The sequence below is a fragment of the Variovorax sp. 05T418 genome (genome assembly GCF_056396385.1).
On record NZ_JBFTLJ010000013.1, the window covers coordinates 63,508 to 86,189 of the forward strand.

A 22,682-nucleotide genomic window follows, 5' to 3' on the forward strand; every position below is an offset into this window, starting at 1 on the left:
CATGGCACTGCTGGCATTGCATGCGGTGAGCAAGTCGTACGGCGCGCTCCGGGTCACCGACGACATCTCGCTCGAAGTGGCCGAGGGCGAGACGCTCGGCATCCTCGGGCCCAACGGGGCGGGGAAGACCACGCTGTTCAACCTGATCTCGGGCGACGCGCGCGTCGATGCGGGGCGCGTGGAGTACGCGGGGCGCGACGTGACGCGGCTCAAGCCGCACCAGCGCTGCCATGCGGGCATCGGGCGCAGCTACCAGGTGCCGCAGCCTTTCGGGAACATGAGCGTGTTCGAGAACCTGGTGACCGCGGCCTGCTTCGGCGGGCAGCAGACCGAGCGCGAGGCATGGCGCACGGCGCACGAAGTGCTCGCGCAGACGGGGCTGATGCCGCACGCGAACAAGCCGGCCGGCGGGCTCACGCTGCTCGACCGCAAGCGGCTGGAACTCGCGCGCGCGCTTGCGACGAAGCCGCGCCTGCTGCTGCTCGACGAGATCGCGGGCGGCCTGACCGAGCCCGAGGCCGCGGTGCTGGTGGCGGAACTGAGGCGCATCAAGGCGCGCGGCGTGACCATGATCTGGATCGAGCATGTGGTGCATGCGCTGCTGTCGCTCGCGGACCGGCTGTTCGTCATCAACTTCGGGCAGAAGCTGGCGGAGGGGGCGCCTCTCGCGGTGATGAACGATTCCGAGGTGCGTCGGGTTTACATGGGGATGGAAGCATGAGCGCGTTTTCTTGTATTGCTCCTTCCCCTTCCGGGGGAAGGCCGGGATGGGGGCACGACGGCGCCACCACTCCAACGCCGCTTGCCCCCACCCCAGCCCTCCCCCGCAAGGGGAGGGAGCAAAGATCATGAACGCCCTGCTCGAAACCCACAGCCTCCAGGCCTTCTATCGCGACGCCCAGGCTCTCTTCGGCATCGACTTCACGCTGGCCGCTGGCGAGCTCGTTGCCATCATCGGTGCCAACGGCGCGGGCAAATCCACCTTCCTCAAGAGCCTCGCCGGCCTCGTCCGCGTCCCGCGAGAAACCATCCGCTTCAAGGGCGAACCCATCGGCGGCCTTCCTCCCGGCGGGATCGTGCGGCGCGGCCTGGCCATGGTGCCCGAGGGCCGGCGCCTCTTCCCGAGCCTGAGCGTCGAGGAGAACCTGCGCATGGGCGCCACCGCGGCCCGCAAGGGCCCGTGGAACCTGCAGCGCCTGTACGCCCTGTTCCCCGTCCTCGCCGAGAAGCGCCACGCGCCCGGCACCTCGCTGTCCGGCGGCCAGCAGCAGATGGTCGCGCTCGGCCGCGCGCTCATGAGCAATCCCGAAGTGCTGCTGTGCGACGAGCTCTCGCTCGGCCTCGCGCCCATCGTCATCCGCGAGATCTATGCGGCCATGCCCACCATCACGGGCGAGGGCATGACCGTCGTCATCGTCGAGCAGGACGTGACGATGGCGCGGCAGGTCTCGCAGCGCATCTACTGCTTCCAGGAAGGCCGCGTGTCGCTCGAAGGAAAGTCGGGCGAACTCACGCGCGAGCAGATCTCGCAGGCCTACTTCGGCATCGAGGCCGCCCATGCTTGAGACCGTCATCCAGGGCGTGCTGCTCGGCGGCCTCTACACGCTGTTCGCGCTCGGCCAGTCGCTGATGTTCGGCGTCATGCGGCTCACCAACACGGCGCAGGGCGACTTCATCATCCTTGGCGCCTTCGCGGTCATCGCGGGCGTGTCGGTGGCGGGCGATGCCACGCCGGGGCTCGTTGCCATGGTCGCGCTCGGGGTGCTGCCGGTGGCCTTCGTGTTCGGCTACGCGCTGCAGCGCTACGTGCTCAACGGCACGCTCGGCAAAGACCCGCTGCCCTCGCTCGTCGTCACCTTCGGCTTGTCGATCGTCATCCAGAACCTGCTGCTCGAACTGTTCTCGGCCGACCCGCGCGCCATCGAGACCGGCGGGCTCAGCACGCAGGGCGTGGCGCTGGGCGACACGCTCTCGCTCGGCGTGCTGCCGCTCGTCGTGCTGGCCGTCGCGCTGGTTGCAACCGCCGCGCTGCAATGGCTCTTCGCGCGCACGGCGCTGGGCCGCTCGTTCCGCGCCGTGTCCGACGACCGCGAGATCGCCGAACTCATGGGCCTGGACGCGAAGAAGGTCTATGCCTTCGCGACCGCCATCGCCTTCGTGCTGATCGCCATCGCCGGTGCGCTGCAGGGAATGCGCACCACGGTGTCGCCGTCGGACGGCCCGCTGCTGCTGCTGTTCGCCTTCGAGGCCGTGATCATCGGCGGCATGGGCTCGTTCTGGGGCACGCTGGCCGGCGCGATGATCCTGGGCATCACGCAGCAGATCGGCTTCCGGCTCGATCCGGGCTGGGGCATCTGGGCCGGGCACATCGTGTTCCTGGTCGTGCTGGTGCTGCGGCCGCAGGGCCTTTTTCCGAAGACACGTGGATGAAGCCGATGACGAACATGCCCCCACCCCTCATCGCCGTCGAGCGCGCCACCGCCGCGAGCCGCATCGCGCTCGCCGCCGGCACCGCGCTCGTGCTGATCGCCGCCAGCCTGCCTTTGTGGGGCGAGCCGAGCTGGATGCGCGAGTTCGTCGAGATCGCCTGCTACTTCATCTTCGCGATGATGTGGAACCTGCTCGCCGGCTACGGCGGCATGGTGAGCATCGGGCAGCAGGCCTTCTTCGGCTTCGGCGGCTACGTCATGCTGATGCTCGGCAACTTCGCGGACGTCAACCCCTTCGTGGCGGTGCCGCTGGGCGCGCTCGCGGCAGGGCTCATCGCCGTGCCCGTGTCCTTCGTCGCGTTCCGTCTGTCGGGCGGCTACTTCGCCATCGGCACCTGGGTGATCGCCGAGGTGTTCCGCCTGAGCTTCGCCAACGTGTCGGCGGTGGGCGGCGGCTCGGGCACCACGCTCACGGCGCTGCGCGGCATCGAACGCACCACGCGCGAAAGAACCACCTACTGGATGGCGCTGGCCTGCGTGGTCGCGGCCGTTGCGCTGGTCTACCTGTTCCTGCGCAGCAAGCGCGGGCTCGCGCTGCTGGCCATCCGCGACAACGAGGTGGCCGCGGAGTCGCAGGGCGTTCCGGTGGCGCGCATGAAACTGGCGGTGTATGTGGTGGCGGCCTTCGGTGCGGGGCTCGCGGGCGCGCTCTACTTCGTCGGCAACCTGCGCATCAGCCCCGACGCGGCCTTCAGCGTCAACTGGACGGCGTTCGCGATCTTCATGGTGGTGATCGGCGGCATCGGCCGCATCGAGGGGCCGCTGGTGGGCGCGCTGGTCTTCTGGGCCTTGAACAAGTTCCTCAGCGACTACGGCACCTGGTACCTGCTCGGGCTCGGGCTGCTGGCCATCTGTGTGACGCTCTTCTTCAAGCAGGGGCTGTGGGGCTGGGCGCATCAGCGCTGGGCCTGGTCCCTGTTCCCGACGCAGCGGCGGCTCCTGCCGCCCGCGCCTTCTTTTTCTTCTTCCGACCTGGAGCGGGGCTTCCATGCGAAACATCGATGAACACACCATCACCGCCGCCGTGCTCGAACGCATGGCCGGCTGCGAGGACGCGCGCCTGAAGGAAGTGATGTCGGCGCTCGTGCGCCACCTGCACGACTTCGCGCGCGAAGTGAAGCTGACCGAGGCCGAATGGAGCGCCGGCATCGAGTTCCTGACCGCCACGGGCCAGAAGTGCGACGCGCAGCGGCAGGAGTTCATCCTGCTGTCGGACACGCTGGGCCTGTCGATGCTGACCGTGGCGATGAACCACGCGAAGAGCCCGCAGGCCACCGAGGCCACCGTGTTCGGCCCCTTCCACGTGGCGGGCGCGCCGCAGCTGCCGCTGGGCAGCGACATCTCGGGTGGCGCGGTGGGCGAGCCGCTGTTCGTGCAGGCCACCGTGCGCGGACCCGGCGGCGAGCCGGTTGCCGACGCGGTGGTCGATGTCTGGGAGGCCGACGCCGAAGGCTTCTACGACGTGCAGCGGCCCGGCGCGCAGCCGCAGGGGCGGGCGGTCCTGCGCACCAACGCCGAGGGCCGGCTGTGGTTTCGCGGCGTGGCGCCGGTGGCCTACCCGATTCCCACCGATGGACCGGTCGGCGCGATGCTGCGCGCAACCCGGCGGCATCCATGGCGCCCCGCGCATGTGCACTTCATGATCCAGGCGCCGGGCTACGAGACGCTGATCACGCACGTCTTCCGCGAGGGCGATCCCTACCTCGACAGCGATGCGGTGTTCGGCGTGCGCAGTTCGCTGATCGGCGATTTCGCGCAGCACGCCGCAGGGCGCGCGCCCGACGGGAGCGTGCAGGAAGCGCCGTTCCACACGCTGGAGTTCGCGTTCGTGCTCGAGCCTGCGGGGGTGTGACGACCCGAGGCGCATCCTTCAGCGCGGTCGCGGGCGACTGCACTCAGCTTACTGATCAGTCGGTGCCTCATCTTCGTCGCGCGGACCAGGCTCATCGACCGAAAGCACGGCCCGCACCTTCTCTTCGATGGCCAGGTAGGCTGCTTCAGATACCTCCTCCGCGTAGCGCCTGCGCTTGTTCTTCGAGATCGTTCCGCCGTTGGTCAGCGCGATCGATACCAGCGTCGCGAGCGTTGAACCGCGTAGATCGAAGCGCTCATCGATCTCTCTGCGCACTGCATCGAAGTGCAGGATGAAGTTGCTCTCGTTGCGCAGTTCAACCTCCAGCGCCATGGATTTCTTTAATCGTTACAGGATTTGTTTCATTTTAGGCGTCTTGGCTGGTTTTTTATTCAGATCATGCAATCCATGGTCCACCCGAGGGCCGGGCAAGGCGGGTCAAGGCAAGGCGTGAGCCTGGAGTGCTCGCCGTTGGCGACGGGCGTTCCCCATCGCCTCAGCTGCTCTCCCGCACCACCAACTCGAACCCCAGGTCCACCGTGCGCTCCGCCACGGTCTCGGCGCGCATCAGCGCGAGCAGCATGCCGGCCGCGCGCTCGCCCATTTCCTTTCGCGGCGTGCGCACGGTGGTCAGCGGCGGCAGCATCTGGTCGCTGCCGCCCAAGTCGTTGAAGCCGGCGATCGCCACGCGCTGCGGCACGGGCACGCCGCTGCGCAGCGCGGCGAGCAGCGCGCCCTGGGCGAGGTCGTCATTGCAGTAGAAGATGGCATCCACGTCCGGATGGCGCGCGAGCAGGTCCTCGAACTGGCGGCCGCCCAGCGCCATGGAGGTCGGGCCCGGCACCAGCAGTTCGAGCGCCGGATCGTGGCAGCCGGCCTCGCGCAGCGCCTCGCGGTAGCCCTCCAGGCGCAGCAGCACGCGCGGGTCGAGCTGGCCGGCGGCATAGGCAATGCGCCGGCGGCCGCGCTGCAGCAGGTGCCGGGTGATGGCGCGGCCCGCGTCCCGCTGCGAAAACCCCACGCTGTGGATGCCGGGCGCGGCCGAGGTTTCCATCATGTACACGCAGGGCGCGTGGCTGCGCTCGAGCATCTGGGCGGCCGCGGCGCTGCGGTCGAAGCCCGTCAGCAGCAGGCCCGCCGGGCGCTGCGAGAGGTGGCTGCGCAGCAGCGCCTCTTCCTGCGCGGGGTCGTAGTGGGTCACGCCGATGAGCGACTGGTAGCCGTGCGGCGCGAGCGCGTCCTGCACCGCCTCGAGCAGTTCCACGAAGAGCTGGTTGGTCAGCGAGGGGATCAGCACCGCCACGTGGGAGCTGCGCGCCGAAGCCAGCGCGCGCGCCGCCACGTTGGGCACGTAGCCCAGCTGGTCGACCGCCGCCTGCACGCGGGCCTTCAGCTCGGGCGCCACGTTGCGCGCGCCGCGCAGCGCGCGCGACACGGTGATCGGGCTCACGCCCGAGACGCGGGCCACGTCGTCCAGCGTGACGTGGCTCGAGGAACGGGGTCGGGGGCGGTCGGGGGCGTCGGCCATGGATCGAAGTTCTAAGGGTTAATACCAAGCTGGAATTGGACAGCGCTGTCCTAGGATAGCGCTGTCCAGGCCGTGGGTGCTCCGTAAAAACCCGAGACACCCCAGCGCTGGCTTTTTTTGGATTGTGCGGGATAGCGCTATCCCTGGCACCACCGGCCGCCCGTGGCGCGGCCGGATTCAGGAGACATACACATGTTCGGAATGAGCAAAGAGGTATTCCTGCTCGTCGACGCCCTGGTGGCGATCCTCGGGCTGATCCTTCTGATCACGCGCTGGCGCGTGCACCCCTTCATCGCGCTGACGCTGGCCGCGGGCTTCCTGGGCCTGACCTCGGGCATGCCGGTGGACCTGGTGATGAAGTCCTTCCAGGAGGGCTTCGGCGGCGTGCTCGGCTTCGTGGGCATCGTTCTGGGCCTGGGCACCATGCTGGGCAAGATGATGGCCGAATCGGGCGGCGCCGACCGCATTGCGCGCACGCTGATCGACGCCTTCGGCCGCGAACGCGTGCACTGGGCGATGATGTTCGCGGCCTTCCTGGTGGGCATTCCGCTGTTCTTCGAGATCGGCTTCGTGCTGCTGATCCCGCTGGTGTTCATCGTGGCGCGGCGCACCGGCGTCTCGCTGATCCGCATCGGCATTCCGCTGCTGGCCGGCCTGTCGGTGGTGCACGGCCTGGTGCCGCCGCATCCGGGGCCGCTCTTGGCCATCGGCGTGTTCGGCGCCGACATCGGCAAGACCATCTTCTACGGCCTCCTCGTCGGCCTGCCCACCGCGATGATCGCGGGGCCGATCTTCGGCAAGTTCATCTCGAAGTACGTGCCGGGCGAAGCCTCGCCCGAGCTGATGGAGCAGCTGGCGCACGAACCCGAAGCGCGCGAGCTGCCCGGCTTCGGCATCACGCTGCTCACGGTGCTGCTGCCGGTGGGGCTGATGCTGCTGAAGACCTTCGCCGACGTGGCGCTCGACGACAAGAACGCGGTGCGCCACTGGATGGACTTCATCGGCCACCCGATCACCGCGCTGCTGGCAGCGCTGCTGCTGTCGCTCTACACCTTCGGCACTGCGCGCGGCTTCACTGCCAGGCAGATCATGAAGTTCGTCGACGACAGCCTGGCGCCCACCGCGGCCATCGTGCTGATCATCGGCGCGGGCGGCGGCTTCAAGCAGATGCTGGTGGCGAGCGGCGTGGGCAACGCGATCGGGCAGATGGCGCTGCATGCGCAGGTCTCGCCGATCCTGCTCGCGTGGCTGGTGGCGGGGCTGATCCGCATCGCCACCGGCTCGGCAACGGTTGCCACCATCACGGGCGCGGGCATCGTCGCGCCGCTTGCCACCATGGTGCCGGGCGTGAACCGCGAGCTGCTGGTGCTGGCCACGGGCGCGGGTTCGCTGATCCTCTCGCACGTCAACGACGCGGGCTTCTGGCTGGTCAAGCAATACTTCAACATGACGGTGGCCGAGACCTTCAAGACCTGGACCGTGATGGAAACGCTGATCTCGGTCGTGGCCATCGTGTTCATCATGCTGCTCGGCATGGTCGTGTAAGCCAAGGAGACAAGCATGGGCCGCATCGTCATCGGGGTCGACATCGGAACCACCAGCACCAAGGCGGTGGCCTTCACGCCGGCCGGGCGCGTGCTGGCGCACGACGCGGTCGAATACCCGCTGCTGCAGCCTGAGGCCGCGGCCGCCGAGCAGGACCCGGAGCAGATCTTCCAGGCCGTGCTCGCGGCCATCGCCGGCTGCGTGAAGCAGAGCAGGGCCGCGCCCGCCGACGTGCTCGCGGTGTCTTTCAGCGCGGCGATGCACAGCCTGATCCTGGTCGATGCCGCGGGCGCGCCGCTCACGCGCAGCATCACCTGGGCCGACCACCGTGCCTCGGCCTGGGCCGTGCGCATCCGCGACGAGTGGGATGGCCTGGCCATCTACCGCCGCACCGGCACGCCGATCCATCCGATGTCGCCGCTGGCCAAGCTGGTGTGGCTGCGCCACGAGCGCGCCGAGCTCTTCGCACGGGCCGCGCGCTTTGTCGGCATCAAGGAGTACGTGTTCTTCCGGCTCTTCGGCCAGTGGCAGGTCGACCATTCGATCGCCTCGGCCACGGGCCTGTTCGACATCGAGCGGCTCGACTGGGACGAAGGTGCGCTTGCGCTCGCCGGCGTGCGCGCCGAGCAGCTGCCGCGCCCGGTGCCGACCACCTGGCACATCGAGGGCCTGGCGGCGGACACCGCGGCGCAGCTGGGCCTGGCGCGCGACACGCCGTTCGTGATCGGCGCCAACGACGGCGTGCTCTCCAATCTTGGCGTGAACGCGATGGCGCCCGGCGAAGTGGCCGTGACCATCGGCACCAGCGGCGCGATGCGCACCGTGGTCGACCATCCGATGACCGATCCAGAGGGCCGCACCTTCTGCTATGCACTGGCCGAGCGGCGCTGGGTGGTGGGCGGGCCGGTGAACAACGGCGGCATCATCCTGCGCTGGGTGCGCGACGAGTTCGCCTCGGCCGAGGCCGAGACCGCCAAGCGCCTGGGCATCGACACCTACGAGGTGCTCACGCGCATCGCCGAGCGCGTCTCCGCGGGCTCCGAAGGGCTGGTGTTCCACCCCTTCCTCACCGGCGAACGCGCGCCCTACTGGAACGCCGACCTGCGCGGCTCCTTCTTCGGGCTGGGCATCCACCACCGCAAGGAGCACATGATCCGCGCGGTGCTCGAGGGCGTGATCTTCAACCTGCACAGCATCCTGCCGGCGGTCGAGTCGATCGCGGGCCCGAGCGCCCGCATCAAGGCCACCGGCGGCTTCGCGCGCTCGGGCATGTGGCGCCAGATGATGGCCGACGTGTTCGACCGCGAAGTGGTGGTGCCCGAAAGCTTCGAGAGCTCCTGCCTCGGCGCCGCAGTGCTCGGGCTCTATGCGCTGGGCCATGTCGATTCGCTGGACGTGGTCGCGGGCATGGTGGGCGCGACCCACCGCCACACGCCCAACGCCAAGAACGTTGCGCTCTATCGGCAGCTGCTGCCGGTGTTCCTCTCGCTGCCGCACAAGCTTGGCGAGGAATACCGGCTGCTTGCCGCGTTCCAGCAGCAGACGGCGGTGCCGCCGCCGGTGCGCAAAAGCTGACGGCGCGCTTCGCTGCGGCCCCTTTTTGGAGACCTGGCTTTGCTGAACACCACGCCGCAGGCCTTTGCTTCCCGGCAGGCCTTTGCCTCCCAGCAGGCCCTTGCCTCCCAGCAGGCCCTTGCCTCCCCGCAGGTGTTCGATGCCTGCGCCACGGTCCACTGCGAAGGCGCCTCTGCACCTTCGCCGCGAGAGAGCCATCCGCGCTGCCTGCATGAACACGAGCTGCACCTGATCGGCGCGAGGCCCGCGCGCCTGCGCATCGGCGCGGGCGCGGACCAGGAGACGCACAGCTTCGCACCCGGCACCGTCGTGCTGCTCGGTCCGCGGCTGCCGCACAGCCTCGCGTTCGAGCACCGCGCTTCGCCCGGCGGCGGCAGCGCAGGCGAACTGGTGCTGCGCTTCAGCGACGAGCTGCTGCGCCGCGGCATGGCGCTTTTTCCGGAGCTAGGCGATGCCGGTCCGCTGCTGGCGCGCGCGCGCCAGGGCGTGCAGTTCGTCGGCCTGGGCGCGGACACGCTCGCGCGCTTGCGCCGCATCGAGACGCTGCGCGGGCTTGCGCGTTTTTCCGAATTCATCGCACTGCTGAACGAGCTCGCGCAATGGCGTGACTACCGCCTGCTTGCCGATGTCTTCCTGGCCGATGCAGGCTTCGACGAGGACGGCCGCGCGCTGCGCATCCACAAGGCGATCGACTACATCCGCGACAACTACGCCGAGGCGCTGTCGCTGGCCGAGGTCGGCGCGATCGCGGGCATGCGCGAGAACGCGTTCTCGCGCAGCTTCCGCCGCGCCACCGGCCAGACCTTCACCGACTTCGTCAACGGCCTGCGCGTGGCCAGGGCCTGCCGCCTGCTGGCCTCGACGCGCCAGCAGGTGAGCAGCATCTGCTACGAGGTGGGGTTCAACAACATCTCGAACTTCAACCGGCACTTCCGCCGGATCCAGGGCATGACGCCGGGCGAATTCCGCGGCCGCCGGATGTGAATGCTGGCCGGGCTGGCGCCGGCAGAGTTATCTCGAATTCCACGCAATGGAAATGTGGGGATGCGCGGCAGAGCCCGCATCCCTAAGCTTGAACCCGTCGATGAGAAGAGCCGCAGCGCCGCCCTCGATGCCTGCTTTCTCACATTCCCTTTCGACGGAGACAAACGATGCTGAACCCCATGACGCTGGCACGCGCCAGGCATGCCATCCTTCTTACGCTGGCCTGCGCGGTTGGCGGCCTGGCCGCGGTGCCGGCGCGCGCGGCCTTTCCCGACAAGCCGATCAAGCTCGTGGTGCCGTTCGCACCCGGCGGCGGCACCGACCTCGTGGCCCGCACCATGGCCATCGCGATGGGGCAGGAACTGGGGCAGCCCGTGATCATCGACAACAAGCCCGGCGCGGGCACGATCATCGGCACGGACGCCGTGGCCAAGAGCGCCCCCGATGGCTACACGATGGTGATGGCCACGGTGGCGCACGTCGTGAACCCGAGCCTGCAGCCCAAGCTCCCGTACAACCATGACAAGGCCTTTGCGCCGGTCATGCTGGTGGGCATTTCGCCGAACGTGCTGGTGGTTCGCGCCGACAGCCCGCTCAAGTCGGTGAAGGACCTGGTCGATGCGGCCAGGGCCCAGCCGGGCAAGCTGTCCTTCGCGTCGCAGGGCGCGGGCACCTCGGCCCACCTGGCCGGCGAGCTCTTCAAGAACCTGACCAAGACCGACATCACCCACATCCCCTACCGCGGTGCCGGCCCCGCCATCACCGACCTGCTGGGCGGACAGGTCGACGTGATGTTCGCGACGGCCGCGGCGGTGGGCAGCTTCGTCGAAAGCGGCAAGCTGCGCGCGCTGGCCGTGACCACCGCCACGCGCTCCACGGCCCACGCGCTCGCGAAGGTGCCGACGATCGCGGAGAGCGGCGTGCCGGGCTACGTTGCCGACAGCTGGTATGGCCTGTACGCGCCCGCCGGCACCCCGGCCGACGTGATTGCGCGCCTGAATGCCGCAGCGAAGAAGGCCGTGCAGACGGAGGCCTTCCGCAAGCGGGTGGAGTCCGAGGGCCTCGTCATCAACGGCGGCTCGCCGCAGGACTTCGACAGGTACGCCAAGGGCGAGGAAGCGCGCTGGCGCAAGGTGGTCAAGGAAAACAACATCACGGCCGAATGAACGGAGAAATCGAATGAGCAGCAGCAGCCTGATCGAACTGGAAACCGCGGACGGCATCGCCACCCTGTGGCTGAACCGCCCCGAAAAGCGCAACGCGATGAGCGACGACATGCGCACCGAATTCATCGCCGCGCTGGAGCATGTGGCCAACGACAAGGCGATCCGCGCCCTGGTGCTCACCGGCCGCGGCAAGGGCTTCTGCGCCGGCGGCGACGTCGCCGGCATGGAACGGCGGATGCAGGCGCCCGCGGGCGAGGTCGGCTTCAACGGCTGGAGCCGCCAGCAGCGCGTGCACCACACCCAGTCGCTGCTGCACACCATGCCCAAGCCGACGATCGCTGCCGTCAACGGCGCCGCCTCGGGCCTGGGCGCCGACACGGCGCTGGCCTGCGACTTCATCATCGCGTCGGATGCGGCGAGCTTCACCTGGTCCTACATCCATCGCGGCATCGTGCCCGATGGCGGCGGCATGTACTTCCTGCCGCGCCGGGTCGGGCTCTCCAAAGCCAAGGAGCTGATCTTCAGCGGCCGCAAGGTCGAGCTCGAAGAGGCGCTGCGCCTCGGCATCGCCGATCGGCAGTCGGATGCCCAGAGCCTGGTGGCCGATGCGCAGCGCTGGGCGGCCGAGATGAGCCAGGGTTCGGCCACCGCATTGGCGCTTGGCAAGACGATCCTCAACCAGAGCTTCGAGCTGTCCGCGCACCAGGTGTTCGCCCAGGGCAGCCAGGCGCAGGGCATCTGCTACACCAGCACCGAGCATCGCGAGTCGGTGATGGCCTTCCTGGCCAAGAGCAGCGCGAAGAACGGGACGACGAAATGACCGAACTGAACGCCATCGCCAGGCTGCTCAAGCCGCGCAGCGTCGCCGTGATCGGCGCCTCGGCCGATGCGGCCAAGACGGCCGGCCGGCCCGTGGCCTACTTGCGCAAGCACGGATTCACGGGCGAGATCTATCCGGTCAATCCGCGTGTCGATGCCATCGGCGGCCTGGCCTGCTATCCGGACATCGCTTCGATCCCCGGCACGCCCGATGTGGGCATCGTGCTGCTGGGCGCCGAGCGCGCGCACCAGGCCGTGCGCGAACTCGCGGCCAAGGGAACCGCCGCGGCGATCGTGCTCGCCAGCGGCTACACGGAGACCGGCGAGGAAGGCGCGCGCCGCCAGCAGCAGCTCATCGAGGCGGCCGGTGGCATGCGCATCCTCGGCCCCAACACGATCGGGCTCGTCAACCTGAGCGACAACATCGTGCTCTCCGCCAGCGGCGCACTCGAGATGGAGCATTTTCCGGTCGGCGGGACCGGCGTGGTCTCGCAGAGCGGGGGCATCCTCGGCGCGCTGCTCTCGCGCGCGGCGGCGCGCGGCATCGGCCTGTCGAAGCTGATCTCGACCAGCAACGAAGTGGACCTGGACCTGGCGGATTTCGTCGACCACCTGGCCGACGATGCCGACACCAAGGTCATCGCCCTCTATGTGGAGAGCGTGCGCAACCCGGAGAAGTTTCGTGCCGCTGCGCTGAAGGCCGCGCGCGCCGGAAAGCCGGTTGTCGCGTTCAAGATCGGCCGCTCCGAAGCGGGCGCGAAGGCCGCCGTGTCGCACACCGGTGCACTCGCGGGCGCCGACCGCATGTACGACGCGCTGTTCAGGCAGGTCGGCGTGATCCGCGCGCAGACCTTCGGCGACCTGCTCGACATTCCCGTCGCGTTGGCCACGGGCCGCAAGCTGCGCGGCAGGCGCGTGGCCATCCTGACCTCGACCGGCGGCGCGGGAACGCTGGTGTCGGACGACCTGGGCATGCAGGGCTTCGAGACGCCGGCGCCGGATGCTGCAACGGCGCAGGCCTTGCGCGCGCTGCAAAGCGGCGATCACGCGGTGCTCGACCGCAACCCCATCGACGTGACGCTGGCCGGCCTGCAGCCGGACCTGCTGCGCGGCGCCATCGACATCCTGCTCCAGAGCCCCAGCTACGACGCGCTGGCGATCATCGTCGGCTCGTCCAGCCTGGCCATGCCGGAGCTCATGGCCGGCGCCATCCAGGATTGCCTGCCCCGCTCGGACAAGCCCGTGATCGCCTACGTGAGCCCGCATGCGCCCGAAGTCGCGGCGCTGCTCACGCAGCGCGGTGTGCCGGCCTTTGCCGCGGCCGAGAGCTGCACCAGTGCGCTGGGCGCCATGCTGAATGCCGGCCGCTGGCAGGAGCCCAAGCCGTCCAGCGCGCCTGCCGCCGCCGTGCCCATCGACGACCTGCCGGCCGGCTCCCTCGATGAAGCCCAGGCCAAGCAGCTGTTCACCCGCTTCGGCGTACCGTGCGCGCGCGAGATGGTGGTGGCCACGCCGGCCGAGGCCGAAGCCGCGGCGCGCGAACTGGGCGGCCGCGTCGTGCTCAAGATCCTGTCGGCCGAGATCACGCACAAGAGCGATGTCGGCGGCGTCGCGGTGAACCTGTCGGCCGAGACGGTGGGCGCGCGCCTGCAGGCGATGGCCGCCGAAGTCGAGAGCAAGGCCGGCGTGCGGCCCCTGCGCTTCCTGGTGCAGGAAATGGTGGGCGGCGGCACCGAGCTGATCCTGGGCATGCACCGCGACCCGCTGGGCACCGCCATCCTGCTGGGCATGGGCGGCATCACCGCCGAGCTGTTCAAGGACACCACGATGCGGCTGCTGCCGCTCCGGGGCGGCCTGAGCCGCGAGGATGCGCTCTCCATGGCGCGCGAGCTCAAGACCTGGCCCTTGCTCGACGGCTTCCGCGGCCGGCCCAAGGCCGATGTGAAGGCGCTGGTCGATGCCATCGTCGCCTTCTCGGACATGGCGGCGCGGCTCGGCGAGCGTTTGCTCGCAGCCGAGATCAACCCGGTCTTCGTGCTGCCGGAAGGGCAGGGCGTGCGCGCGGCCGATGGCGTGGTCGTGCTGGCCGGTTGAACGAGGCCAGGCAAGCCACCCCCCGGAGTCATCCAGATGCACGTCACACAAACATTCGCGCGCTACGCGGCCGACTTCCGGCGGCAGGATCTGCCGGCCGAGGTCCTCCATCACGCCAAGCGGGCCGTGATCGACTGGTACGCCTCGCTGTTCCCCGGCCTCGGCGCGGCGCCGGTGCGCCAGCTCGAGGCCGCCCTGAACGAGGACCTGGACCGCGGACGCGCCTTTCTCGTCGGCGGTCGCCCGGCCACCGCGCGCGCCGCTGCGCTGATCAACGGCACGGCGGCCCATGCAGCGGAGGTGGACGACAGCTTTCGCGAAGCCATGTACCACCCGGGCGCAGCCACCATTGCCGCCGCGCTGGCCGCAAGCCATGACGCCGGCGCAAGCGGGCTGCAGTTCCTGCGCGGCGTGGTGCTGGGCTATGAAGTGTCGACGCGCATCGGCGTCGTGATGGGCCGCGCGCACTACCGGTTCTGGCACAGCACGGGCACGGTGGGCAGCTTCGGCGCCGCGGCCGCTGCAGGCGTTCTCATGGACCTGGACGAAACCGCCTTCGCGCATGCGCTGGCCACGGCCGCCACCTTCACGGCCGGCCTGCAGCAGGCCTTCCGCATGGACTCCATGTCCAAGCCGCTGCATGCGGGCCGCGCGGCCGAGGCCGGCGTGCTCGCGGCCCAGCTCGCGCGCAACGGTGTCACGGGCTCGCTCGACGTGCTCGAAGGAGAGGCCGGGCTGGGCCGGGCCATGAGCGACGGGCCGGACTGGTCGCAGATCGGCGCGACACTGGGGCGGGACTTCCACATCGCCCGCCTGACGTTCAAGAACCACATCGGTTGTGGACATGCCTTCGCGGCCATCGACGGCGCGCTGGCGTTGAAGCGGCGGCATGGCATCGAGGCCGGCGAGATCGCGCATGTGCATGTGGCGACCTACCGCCCGGCGCTCGACATCGCCTGCTACACGCAGCCGGCCACCGCCAACGAAGCGCGCTTCAGCCTCGGCTACGTGGTGGCGACCGCGCTGGCGCATGGCAGCGTGCGGCTGGCGGCGTACGAACCGGCGCGGCTGCGGGACGCGGCCACGCGTTCATTGATGGAGCGCATCAGCGTTGCGGTGGACCCCGAGCTCGATGCCGCCTTTCCAGGCCAGCGCGCCGCGCGCGTGCTGATCACGATGCGCGATGGCCGCCGCTTCGAACACCTGCAGCCCAACCGCAAAGGCGATCCGGAAGAGCCGCTGAGCGATGCCGAGCTCGAGGACAAGTTCATGGAACTGTCCTCGCCCGTGATCGGCAGCGCACCTGCGCGGGCGCTCTTGCATCGGCTCTGGACGCTGGAGCGCAGCGCGGCGGCGCCGAGCTGAACTCCGACGCTCGACCCACGGGCAGCCACCGAGGCCGCCACTCAGGAACTGCAGCTGTAGTTGGCCGCCAGCTTCGCCGCCGCCGCATCGTTGGCCGGGCCCGTGTAGCGCGGATATTGCGGGTACTGGCACAGCGGCCGGCTCAGCAGCACCGCCCCTTGCGCATCGCGCTTCTCCGCAAGCAGCGTGGCAGGCGCCGCGCTCTTGGTCACCCACTGGTCCAGGGCCGTCAGCAGGTCCGAGGTGTCGGCACCCGGTCCGCCGGCGCAGTGGTTCACGCCCGGCGCGACATAGAAGCGCGTCGATGCGTCCGCGGTTGCGGCGCCGATGACGTTTCGCACATTCCCGTAGTACTCGGTGGTCGACCGCACGCTGAGCGCGGAATCATTGCCGCCGTGCCACAGGATCAGCTTGCCGCCGCTGTTGATGAACGGGCGGATGTCGGCGTTGGTCGCGTCGTTGAGCGCGGCCATGGCATAGAGGGCATTCTGGTTCTGGTCCCAGGGCGTGTAGGCCAGCGAGTCCACGGTCCGGTCGCGGGCCAGGTAGTTCTTGACCGTCGTGTCCTGGAACAGGAACTGCAGCGCCGACGTGACGCTGCCGTCGCCCGTGAGCCAGGTCCGCCAGGCGCCGGGATCGTCCTCGTTGCCGGTCAGGTTCCAACCTGCGTTGCGGAAGGTGGGGCTGCCGGTGAACGAGGCCTGCGTGGTCCAGGACGTGACCACGTCGAGCTGCGCGTCCGACAGGCAGGTGTCGCCCGTGTCGGTTCCGCCGGCGCAGCGCAGCGCAGCCACATTGGCAAGCGCCGGCGTGCAGGCGGCCTGGTTCGACACCACGCCATCGACAAGCCCGTCGAGCCCGTCGCAGGCATCCCGCACATGCTTGCTCAGGAGGGCCGTCTTCGCGGCGCTGAATGCACCGCCGGGCGCGGCCAGCGCCCTGGAGTTGCGGTTGAAGGCGCCCATGAACCCGACCCAGTTGTAGGCCGGTGCGCGCGCGATCACGCCATCGAAGAGGTTGGGTGCGCGCTGCACCGCCATCAAGGCTTCGCGGCCGCCGTTCGAGCAGCCTTCGAAGTACGACTTGGCCGGCAGGGCGCCATAGGCCGCCGCGAGGGTCTCGGTGGCGGTCGACATCACGGTGGGCACCGAGAGGCTGCCGAACAGCTGCGCGGCAAAGGTGTCGGTCAATGCGAAGTCCGCGCTCAGGACATTGCCCTGGTGCCCCGAGTCGCTTGCGACCACGGCATAGCCCAGGCCCAGCGCCGGCACCGAGGGCGGCGTGATCGCGCCGTTGTAGCCGCCGCCGCCCTGGTAGTAGAGCTTGCCGTTCCATGCCTCGGGCAGGGAGATCTGGAAGTTCAGCGCCGGCGCGATCGTGCCGGTGACCTTGCAGTAGACGGGCGCGCCCGCGGCCGCGTCCTGCATGGCGGCCGTGAGCGCGGCGCCGGCCACGGTTTTTCCGTTCAGTTCGCCGCAGGCCTTCTGGGCCGTGACGGCCGGTGCGGGCGGCGGGCTGGCGGGCTGCGCCGCAGGCGGGACCGGAAACAGCACGGGGACCGCGCCGCGGTGATCGGAGCCGCCGCCGCAAGCGGCCAGCATTGCTGCGCCCGCCGCCGCCGCGGCAACGGCGTGGAGCCTGGTGCGGGCCCGTGATTCCCTGGAGGAGGAGAAGAAGTGCATGTCTCGATTCCTTTGTCGGTTGTCAGCCTCTGCACCGCAACGACATGGAGCGATGCCTGCGTGATTCTGAAAGGCGAGACCTCGGGCAACTGTTTCGGGACGGACATTCGGGCCACTGATTTCTAAGGAGAAACCCTTCGGCTTCCCACGCTGCACCGCAGGCGGCTCAGGGATACCTGGCAAGCGCCTGCCGGTCCATCACCGTGATGTAGCCGTAGCCCCGCCGGATGAGGCCGGCGGTTTCCAGTTCGGTCAGCGCGGCGTTGACGCGCTGGCGCGAGATGCCGACGAGCGAACCGATCTCTTCCTGGTTGATCCGCAGCGTGGAGTCGGTGTTCGGATAGAGCACCGGATGGAAGAGGCTGGAGATTCCCCGCGCCACGCGCGACGTCGGTTCGAGCAGCCGGTCGAACTTGACCATGGCGATGAACTGCCCGAGCCGCTCGTTCAGATGGGAGAGCATGAAGTGGTTGAACGGAATGCTTCGATCCAGCAGCCATGAGAACGTGGCCCTCGGCAGATGCACGGTGACGGTCGGCCGCGTCGCCATGACCTCGTACTTGCGCTGCTCCGGCTTCAGCAGCGAGCCCTCGCCGATCCATCCGCTCGATGCAACCCCGGTGAACATGATCAGGCGGCCGTCCACCGTGGTGTCCTGCACGCGCAAGAAACCTTCGAGCACGCCGATCCAGCTGTCGGCGGTCTCGTCGCGCCGGCACACATAGGAGTGCGCTTCATGGTGGCGGATGTACAAGGCCTCGAAGGCCTTGGTTCGCTCGGCCTGCGTCAATGCGCGCGGCCAGATGCAGCGCTCGAAGAAGGCGTGGAGATCCTTGAGGGGCAGCATGCGTCACCACCGGGCGGGGCGGGGGCGCTCGGCGCGGGCGAAGAACAAACCGGATCGAACGCGCATCACGAGCATTGCGAATTTCCTTGGGCTGGCGAATCCTATGGCACACCGGCCCGTGGAGTTTGTAGTGCGGACGACATTTGCGTTCCTGCATCGTCGGGACAAACCCGGGGGCGCGGAGCCGGAACGCTGGGGCTCGCTGCCAAGGCGGTGGGCGCCAGGCTCGATTGAGCCGGGGTGCTTCGCCCCGGCGGGATCAGGCGCGCGCCGGTGCCGCGCGCTTGGCCAGTTCCAGCTTGGCAATCGCGTTGCGGTGCACTTCGTCGGGCCCGTCGACGATGCGCACCGTGCGCTGGTGCGCATAGGCCTCGGCCAGCCAGAAGTCCTGGCTCACGCCGGCGGCGCCGTGCGCCTGGATCGCCCAGTCGACCACCTTGCACGACATGTTGGGCGCCACCACCTTGATCATCGCGATCTCGGCGCGCGCTTCCTTGTTGCCCACGGTGTCCATCTTGTGGGCCGCATTGAGCGTGAGCAGGCGGGCCTGGTCGATCAGGCAGCGCGACTCCGCGATGCGTTCGTGCCAGATCGACTGCTCCGCGAGCGGACGGCCGAAGGCCACGCGGCTGCGGAGGCGATTGCACATCAGTTCGAGCGCACGCTCGGCGGCGCCGATGGAGCGCATGCAATGGTGGATGCGCCCCGGGCCGAGCCGCCCCTGCGCAATCTCGAAGCCGCGCCCTTCGCCCAGCAGGATGTTCGATGCGGGAACGCGCACGTTCTCCAGCAGCACTTCCATGTGGCCGTGCGGTGCATCGTCGTAGCCGAACACCGAAAGATGGCGCAGCACCGTGATGCCTTTGGTGTCGCGCGGCACCAGCACCATCGACTGCTGCGCATGGCGCGGCGCATCGGGGTCGGTCTTGCCCATCACGATGAAGATCTTGCAGCGCGGGCTGCCCGCGCCCGAAGAGAACCACTTGCGGCCGTTGATCACGTACTCGTCGCCCTCGCGGCGGATCGTGCACTGGATGTTGGTGGCGTCCGAGGAGGCAACGGCCGGCTCGGTCATCAGGAAGCCCGAGCGGATCTCGCCCGCGAGCAGCGGCGCGAGCCATTCGTCCTTCTGCGCCTCGGTGCCGTAGCGCTCGATGGTTTCCATGTTGCCGGTGTCGGGCGCCGAGCAGTTGAACACCTCGCCCGACCAAGACACGCGGCCCATCACCTCGCACAGCGGCGCGTAGTCGAGATTGGAGATGGCCGGCACGTCGCGGTGCGGATGCGGCAGGAACATGTTCCACAGGCCGGCCGCGCGCGCCACGGGCTTCAGCTCTTCAATCAGCGGCGACACCTGCCAGGCGTTGCCCTGGCGGCGGAAGGCGTCCATCTCGTGGTGGTAGCGCGCTTCGTTGGGATAGATGTGCTGGTCGAAGAACTTGTTGAGGCGTTCGAGCAGCTCGCGGGTTTTCGCGGAGGGTTCGGCAAACATGGGGAGCGTCCTTTCTTGGGTGGCGAGCAACCCGGCCAGACCGCTCGCATGCGGAAGATTTGAACATTGCAGGATGCGGGAGACCGTCCCGCAAGCGACGCGCCGGCCGCGTGCACGTCAGCTGTTCCGCAGGGGACACAGCGCAGCCCGTTGCTATCATCGGAAAACGCAGTCCCGAACGACCGGGACGTCGTGCCCAGCGAAGGAAACCCAGTGCGGCTCAAGCTGAGAACGAAGACAGCCTTGCTCATCACCTTGCTCGTGCTCGCCCTGGTGGGTGCAACGGGCTGGTGGCAGTACCGAAGCCTCTCCAGCGAATACGTCGGCCTGATGCGCGAGCAGCAACAGGCGCTCACCGACAGCGCCGCGGCGGACCTCGACTACAAGCTGGGCGTTCACCTGGCCGCGCTGTCGCGTGCGGCGCGCGAACTCGGCGCGGAAGGCTTTGCGGACCCGGCGGCGCAGCAGCGCTTTCTTGCGGACAAGGACCTGCGCGCGATGTTCGACAACGCCGCGCTGGCCACGCCGGACGGCGCCATCGTCGCGATCCATCCCGCCGCGGCCCAGCCGCCGAACGTGGCCGACCGCGACTACTTCAAGCAGGTGCGCGACCGGCGCGAGCCCGCCATCTCGGCGCCGCTGCTCACCAAGGGCGGCCGGCAGCCCGCGGTGGTCATGGCCGTGCCTGTCGAGGCACCGGATGGGCGCCTGGCCGGCGTGCTGGGCGCGGCGCTGGACCTGCAGCGCGCCAACGTGCTCGGCGACCTGAGCCGCGCCACCATCGGCCGCGGCGGCCACTACGAGATCGTGACGCGCGGCGAGTCGCCGCGGATCGTCATGCATCCCGATGCGAAGCGGCTGCTCGAGCCTGCCGCGGCCAGCACGGCGGCCGTTGCCGGCGGTCCCGAGAACGACCTCGCCACGCACGCCACCGTGCGCAGCGCCAACTGGGATCTTCGCCTCGTGGTGCCGGCCCGCGCCGCCTACGCGCCGCTGGAGCAGGCACGGCGCAACCTGCTGCTGCAGCTGCTGTGGCTCGGCCTGGGCTGCGCGCTGCTGGTGTGGCTGGGCACGGCCTGGGTCATGCGTCCGCTGGAGGCACTGAGCAACGCGATCCGCACGCTGCGCCAATCGCCGGACAGCCAGGTCAGGCTCGACGTCGTCGCCAACGACGAGCGCGGCGACCTGGCGCGCGAGTTCGACGCGCTGATGGGCGAGCTGCGCGAGCAGCGGCTCGAGGTGGCCGCGGTGACCGATGCATCGCCCGTGGGACTGTTCCGCTGCGACAGCGAAGGACGCATGACCTACGTGAACGACGAATACCTGGCGATCCACGGACTGGCGCGCGAAGAGGCGCAGGAGGGCTGGCTCACGCTGGTGCGCGAGGAGATCCGCGAGAAGGTCCGCCAGGACTGGGTCCGCATCGTGAGCGCCGCCGAGCCGCTGAACGCCACGCGCCGGCTGCACCGCAGGGACGGCACGCAGGTGCTGGTGGCCTTGCGGAGCCGGCCCGTGCTGGCTGCGGGCCGCGTCATGGGCCATGTCGGAACGGTGACCGACATCACCGAGCGCACGCGCGCCGAGCGGGCCCTTCGCACGCTGACGGCCATCTTCGACATGACGACCGACTTCATCATCCAGAACGATGCGAAGGGGCGGCTCATCTACATGAACCCCGCCGCGCGCCGCCGCACCGGCGTGGACCTCGATGCCCCGATCGAGACGCTGAAGGTGTCCGACTTCAATCCGCCGCAGACGCTGGAGCGGTTCAGGTCGGAGGTGGTGCCCACCGCGGTCGCCACCGGCGTCTGGGTGGGCGAGTCGGTGGTGTGGGATGCGCAGAAGCAGCCGTTCCCGGTCAGCCACATGGTGATCGCGCATCGCGACAAGCACGGCAAGCTCGAATATTTCTCGGGGCTGATGCGCGACATCTCTGCGGCCAAGGCCGCGGAGCAGGCGCTGCGCGAGAGCGAGCAGCGCCTTCGCATGGTGACGGACCACCTGCCGGCGCTGATCTCCTACCTGGACCGCGAGCTGCGCTTCCGTTTCGTCAACAAGGCCTACCAGGACTGGTTCGGCATCGAGCCGCAGCAGCTGCTCGGCCGCAGCCTGCGCGAGTTCTACGGCGAGGAGGCATGGGCGCAGATGGAGCCGTACATCCGAGCGGCCCTGGGCGGACGCCAGGTCACCTACGAGCGGCGCGTGACAGGGGCCGGCGGGCGCCGCGACATCCAGGCCACGCTGGTGCCGGAGCGCAACGAAGCGGGCGAGGTGGTGGGCCTCTACACGCTGGACAGCGACATCACCGCGCATCACGAGGCCGAGGAAGCGCTGCAGGAAAGCGAAGCCCGCCTGCGCACCGTGGCCGATGCGCTGCCGATGCGCGTGGCCTACATCGATGCCGACGAGCGCTACCGCTTCAACAACCTGGCCTACGAACGCGAGTTCGGCCTCTCGCGCGACCAGATCCAGGGCCATACCGTGCAGGAGCTGCTGGGCGAGCCGGCCTACGAATCCGTGAAGCCGCACATCCGCGCCGCGCTGGCCGGCGAGGTCGTCACCTTCCAGAGCGAAGTCAGCCAGAGCGACAGCTACAACTGCTACGAGGCCCAGTACATCCCGCAGCCCGCGGCCAATGCCGACACCATCGTCGGCTTCCACGCCGTGATCACCGACATCACGCGGCAGAAGCTCGAGGAGAAGCGCCTGGTGGGCCTGGCGCAGATCGACCCGCTCACCGGCCTGGCCAACCGCGCGGGCTTCGAGGCGCGGCTGGGCGAAGCCATGGACCGCAGCCGCAGCGCGGGAGCCCTGATGGCGCTGATGTACCTGGACATCGACGGCTTCAAGCAGATCAACGACCAGTTCGGGCACCAGACGGGCGACGAGCTGCTGAAGGCCTTCTCGGGCCGGCTGTCGCAGGGGCTGCGTTCCAGCGACGTGCGCGCGCGCCTGGGCGGCGACGAGTTCACGGTGATCATGGAGGGGCTGCCCCATGCCGACATTGCGGTCGCCGCCGCCACGAAGCTCGTGCTGGCCATGCAGACGCCGTTCACCGTCGAGCCGCAGCGCACGATCAACGTGACCGCGAGCATCGGCCTGGCGTTCTACCAGGGCGGCGCCGCAACCTCGGCCGCACTGGTGAAGCAAGCGGACGAGATGCTCTACCGCGCCAAGCGGGCCGGCCGCAACAACGTGCAGACGGCGCCGCTGCCGGTCGAGGGCGGCCAGACCTAGCAGCGGG

Annotated in this window: 18 protein-coding genes; 13 read left to right on the forward strand and 5 right to left on the reverse strand. The window is 69.2% G+C overall.

Translation table 11 applies throughout. The features are described from left to right. The first annotated feature begins 1 nt into the window (after nucleotide 1). From AC1DMS_RS23570 to AC1DMS_RS23590, 5 genes are all read left to right on the forward strand, one after another. The gene (locus AC1DMS_RS23570; protein ID WP_062365217.1) at nucleotides 2-721 is read left to right on the forward strand and encodes an ABC transporter ATP-binding protein; all 720 of its coding nucleotides are present in this window, start codon (nucleotides 2-4) and stop codon (nucleotides 719-721) included. A gap of 127 nt (nucleotides 722-848) precedes the next feature. Then, complete coding sequence (locus tag AC1DMS_RS23575) at nucleotides 849-1,565, forward strand: ABC transporter ATP-binding protein (protein WP_478181875.1); 717 nt, start codon at nucleotides 849-851, stop codon at nucleotides 1,563-1,565. Then, on the forward strand, nucleotides 1,558-2,430 hold the full coding sequence (locus AC1DMS_RS23580; RefSeq protein WP_062365219.1) for a branched-chain amino acid ABC transporter permease: 873 nt from the start codon (nucleotides 1,558-1,560) through the stop codon (nucleotides 2,428-2,430). The genes AC1DMS_RS23575 and AC1DMS_RS23580 overlap by 8 nt, the downstream gene beginning before the upstream one ends. 14 nt (nucleotides 2,431-2,444) lie before the next feature. Then, on the forward strand, nucleotides 2,445-3,494 hold the full coding sequence (locus AC1DMS_RS23585; RefSeq protein WP_478181876.1) for a branched-chain amino acid ABC transporter permease: 1,050 nt from the start codon (nucleotides 2,445-2,447) through the stop codon (nucleotides 3,492-3,494). Then, a complete protein-coding gene (locus tag AC1DMS_RS23590; protein ID WP_015866162.1) occupies nucleotides 3,478-4,341 on the forward strand; it encodes an intradiol ring-cleavage dioxygenase in 864 nt (287 codons plus the stop codon). The genes AC1DMS_RS23585 and AC1DMS_RS23590 overlap by 17 nt, the downstream gene beginning before the upstream one ends. 48 nt (nucleotides 4,342-4,389) lie before the next feature. Here the strand turns inward: AC1DMS_RS23590 and AC1DMS_RS23595 are convergent, their stop codons facing one another. Next, nucleotides 4,390-4,674, reverse strand: a complete 285-nt coding sequence (locus AC1DMS_RS23595) for a hypothetical protein (RefSeq protein WP_478181877.1) — start codon at nucleotides 4,672-4,674, stop codon at nucleotides 4,390-4,392. A gap of 163 nt (nucleotides 4,675-4,837) precedes the next feature. Beyond that, nucleotides 4,838-5,869 carry an HTH-type transcriptional regulator GntR gene (gene gntR / locus AC1DMS_RS23600; protein WP_478181878.1) on the reverse strand — a complete coding sequence of 344 codons (1,032 nt, stop codon included), beginning with the start codon at nucleotides 5,867-5,869 and terminating at the stop codon, nucleotides 4,838-4,840. A gap of 192 nt (nucleotides 5,870-6,061) precedes the next feature. On the opposite strand from gntR, the gene AC1DMS_RS23605 reads away from it, so the two are divergent. From AC1DMS_RS23605 to AC1DMS_RS23635, 7 genes are all read left to right on the forward strand, one after another. Then, the gene (locus AC1DMS_RS23605; RefSeq protein ID WP_478181879.1) at nucleotides 6,062-7,414 is read left to right on the forward strand and encodes a GntP family permease; all 1,353 of its coding nucleotides are present in this window, start codon (nucleotides 6,062-6,064) and stop codon (nucleotides 7,412-7,414) included. A gap of 15 nt (nucleotides 7,415-7,429) precedes the next feature. Next, nucleotides 7,430-8,989 (forward strand): gluconokinase, encoded by a 1,560-nt coding sequence (gene gntK, locus AC1DMS_RS23610; RefSeq protein ID WP_307596781.1) that lies wholly within the window; start codon nucleotides 7,430-7,432, stop codon nucleotides 8,987-8,989. 39 nt (nucleotides 8,990-9,028) lie between these two features. Continuing rightward, the gene (locus tag AC1DMS_RS23615; protein WP_478181880.1) at nucleotides 9,029-9,973 is read left to right on the forward strand and encodes a helix-turn-helix domain-containing protein; all 945 of its coding nucleotides are present in this window, start codon (nucleotides 9,029-9,031) and stop codon (nucleotides 9,971-9,973) included. A gap of 167 nt (nucleotides 9,974-10,140) precedes the next feature. Beyond that, nucleotides 10,141-11,139 (forward strand): Bug family tripartite tricarboxylate transporter substrate binding protein, encoded by a 999-nt coding sequence (locus AC1DMS_RS23620; protein ID WP_369664749.1) that lies wholly within the window; start codon nucleotides 10,141-10,143, stop codon nucleotides 11,137-11,139. A 13-nt stretch (nucleotides 11,140-11,152) separates the two neighbouring features. Further along, nucleotides 11,153-11,959: an enoyl-CoA hydratase/isomerase family protein gene (locus tag AC1DMS_RS23625; RefSeq protein WP_478181881.1), complete on the forward strand. Its 807-nt coding sequence runs from the start codon at nucleotides 11,153-11,155 to the stop codon at nucleotides 11,957-11,959. Next, complete coding sequence (locus tag AC1DMS_RS23630; RefSeq protein WP_478181882.1) at nucleotides 11,956-14,052, forward strand: acetate--CoA ligase family protein; 2,097 nt, start codon at nucleotides 11,956-11,958, stop codon at nucleotides 14,050-14,052. Before AC1DMS_RS23625 ends, AC1DMS_RS23630 begins: the two co-directional genes overlap by 4 nt. 36 nt (nucleotides 14,053-14,088) lie before the next feature. After that, complete coding sequence (locus AC1DMS_RS23635; RefSeq protein WP_478181883.1) at nucleotides 14,089-15,417, forward strand: MmgE/PrpD family protein; 1,329 nt, start codon at nucleotides 14,089-14,091, stop codon at nucleotides 15,415-15,417. 41 nt (nucleotides 15,418-15,458) lie between these two features. Here the strand turns inward: AC1DMS_RS23635 and AC1DMS_RS23640 are convergent, their stop codons facing one another. The 3 genes from AC1DMS_RS23640 to AC1DMS_RS23650 all read right to left on the reverse strand — a co-directional run bounded on the left by AC1DMS_RS23640 (nucleotide 15,459) and on the right by AC1DMS_RS23650 (nucleotide 19,438). After that, nucleotides 15,459-17,099 carry a tannase/feruloyl esterase family alpha/beta hydrolase gene (locus tag AC1DMS_RS23640; protein WP_369664745.1) on the reverse strand — a complete coding sequence of 547 codons (1,641 nt, stop codon included), beginning with the start codon at nucleotides 17,097-17,099 and terminating at the stop codon, nucleotides 15,459-15,461. Between the two features lie 166 nt (nucleotides 17,100-17,265). Then, on the reverse strand, nucleotides 17,266-17,946 hold the full coding sequence (locus tag AC1DMS_RS23645; RefSeq protein WP_369664744.1) for a Crp/Fnr family transcriptional regulator: 681 nt from the start codon (nucleotides 17,944-17,946) through the stop codon (nucleotides 17,266-17,268). A 259-nt stretch (nucleotides 17,947-18,205) separates the two neighbouring features. After that, complete coding sequence (locus AC1DMS_RS23650; RefSeq protein ID WP_369664743.1) at nucleotides 18,206-19,438, reverse strand: acyl-CoA dehydrogenase family protein; 1,233 nt, start codon at nucleotides 19,436-19,438, stop codon at nucleotides 18,206-18,208. A 243-nt stretch (nucleotides 19,439-19,681) separates the two neighbouring features. Between AC1DMS_RS23650 and AC1DMS_RS23655 the strand changes: the two genes are divergently transcribed. Next, entirely contained in the window at nucleotides 19,682-22,675 is a 2,994-nt protein-coding gene (locus AC1DMS_RS23655; RefSeq protein WP_369664742.1) for a PAS domain S-box protein, read from the forward strand. The last annotated feature ends 7 nt before the right edge of the window (nucleotides 22,676-22,682 follow it).

What these genes read in the sequence shown, in the direction of transcription:
- AC1DMS_RS23585 (WP_478181876.1), top strand. Translation starts at nt 2,445, where the DNA reads ATGCCCCCACCCCTCATCGCCGTCGAGCGCGCCACCGCCGCGAGCCGC.
- gntK (WP_307596781.1), top strand. Translation starts at nt 7,430, where the DNA reads ATGGGCCGCATCGTCATCGGGGTCGACATCGGAACCACCAGCACCAAG.
- AC1DMS_RS23575 (WP_478181875.1), top strand. Translation starts at nt 849, where the DNA reads ATGAACGCCCTGCTCGAAACCCACAGCCTCCAGGCCTTCTATCGCGAC.
- AC1DMS_RS23645 (WP_369664744.1), bottom strand. Translation starts at nt 17,946, where the DNA reads ATGCTGCCCCTCAAGGATCTCCACGCCTTCTTCGAGCGCTGCATCTGG.
- AC1DMS_RS23625 (WP_478181881.1), top strand. Translation starts at nt 11,153, where the DNA reads ATGAGCAGCAGCAGCCTGATCGAACTGGAAACCGCGGACGGCATCGCC.
- AC1DMS_RS23630 (WP_478181882.1), top strand. Translation starts at nt 11,956, where the DNA reads ATGACCGAACTGAACGCCATCGCCAGGCTGCTCAAGCCGCGCAGCGTC.
- AC1DMS_RS23595 (WP_478181877.1), bottom strand. Translation starts at nt 4,674, where the DNA reads ATGGCGCTGGAGGTTGAACTGCGCAACGAGAGCAACTTCATCCTGCAC.
- AC1DMS_RS23635 (WP_478181883.1), top strand. Translation starts at nt 14,089, where the DNA reads ATGCACGTCACACAAACATTCGCGCGCTACGCGGCCGACTTCCGGCGG.
- AC1DMS_RS23640 (WP_369664745.1), bottom strand. Translation starts at nt 17,099, where the DNA reads ATGCACTTCTTCTCCTCCTCCAGGGAATCACGGGCCCGCACCAGGCTC.
- AC1DMS_RS23580 (WP_062365219.1), top strand. Translation starts at nt 1,558, where the DNA reads ATGCTTGAGACCGTCATCCAGGGCGTGCTGCTCGGCGGCCTCTACACG.
- AC1DMS_RS23650 (WP_369664743.1), bottom strand. Translation starts at nt 19,438, where the DNA reads ATGTTTGCCGAACCCTCCGCGAAAACCCGCGAGCTGCTCGAACGCCTC.
- gntR (WP_478181878.1), bottom strand. Translation starts at nt 5,869, where the DNA reads ATGGCCGACGCCCCCGACCGCCCCCGACCCCGTTCCTCGAGCCACGTC.
- AC1DMS_RS23620 (WP_369664749.1), top strand. Translation starts at nt 10,141, where the DNA reads ATGCTGAACCCCATGACGCTGGCACGCGCCAGGCATGCCATCCTTCTT.
- AC1DMS_RS23605 (WP_478181879.1), top strand. Translation starts at nt 6,062, where the DNA reads ATGTTCGGAATGAGCAAAGAGGTATTCCTGCTCGTCGACGCCCTGGTG.
- AC1DMS_RS23570 (WP_062365217.1), top strand. Translation starts at nt 2, where the DNA reads ATGGCACTGCTGGCATTGCATGCGGTGAGCAAGTCGTACGGCGCGCTC.
- AC1DMS_RS23590 (WP_015866162.1), top strand. Translation starts at nt 3,478, where the DNA reads ATGCGAAACATCGATGAACACACCATCACCGCCGCCGTGCTCGAACGC.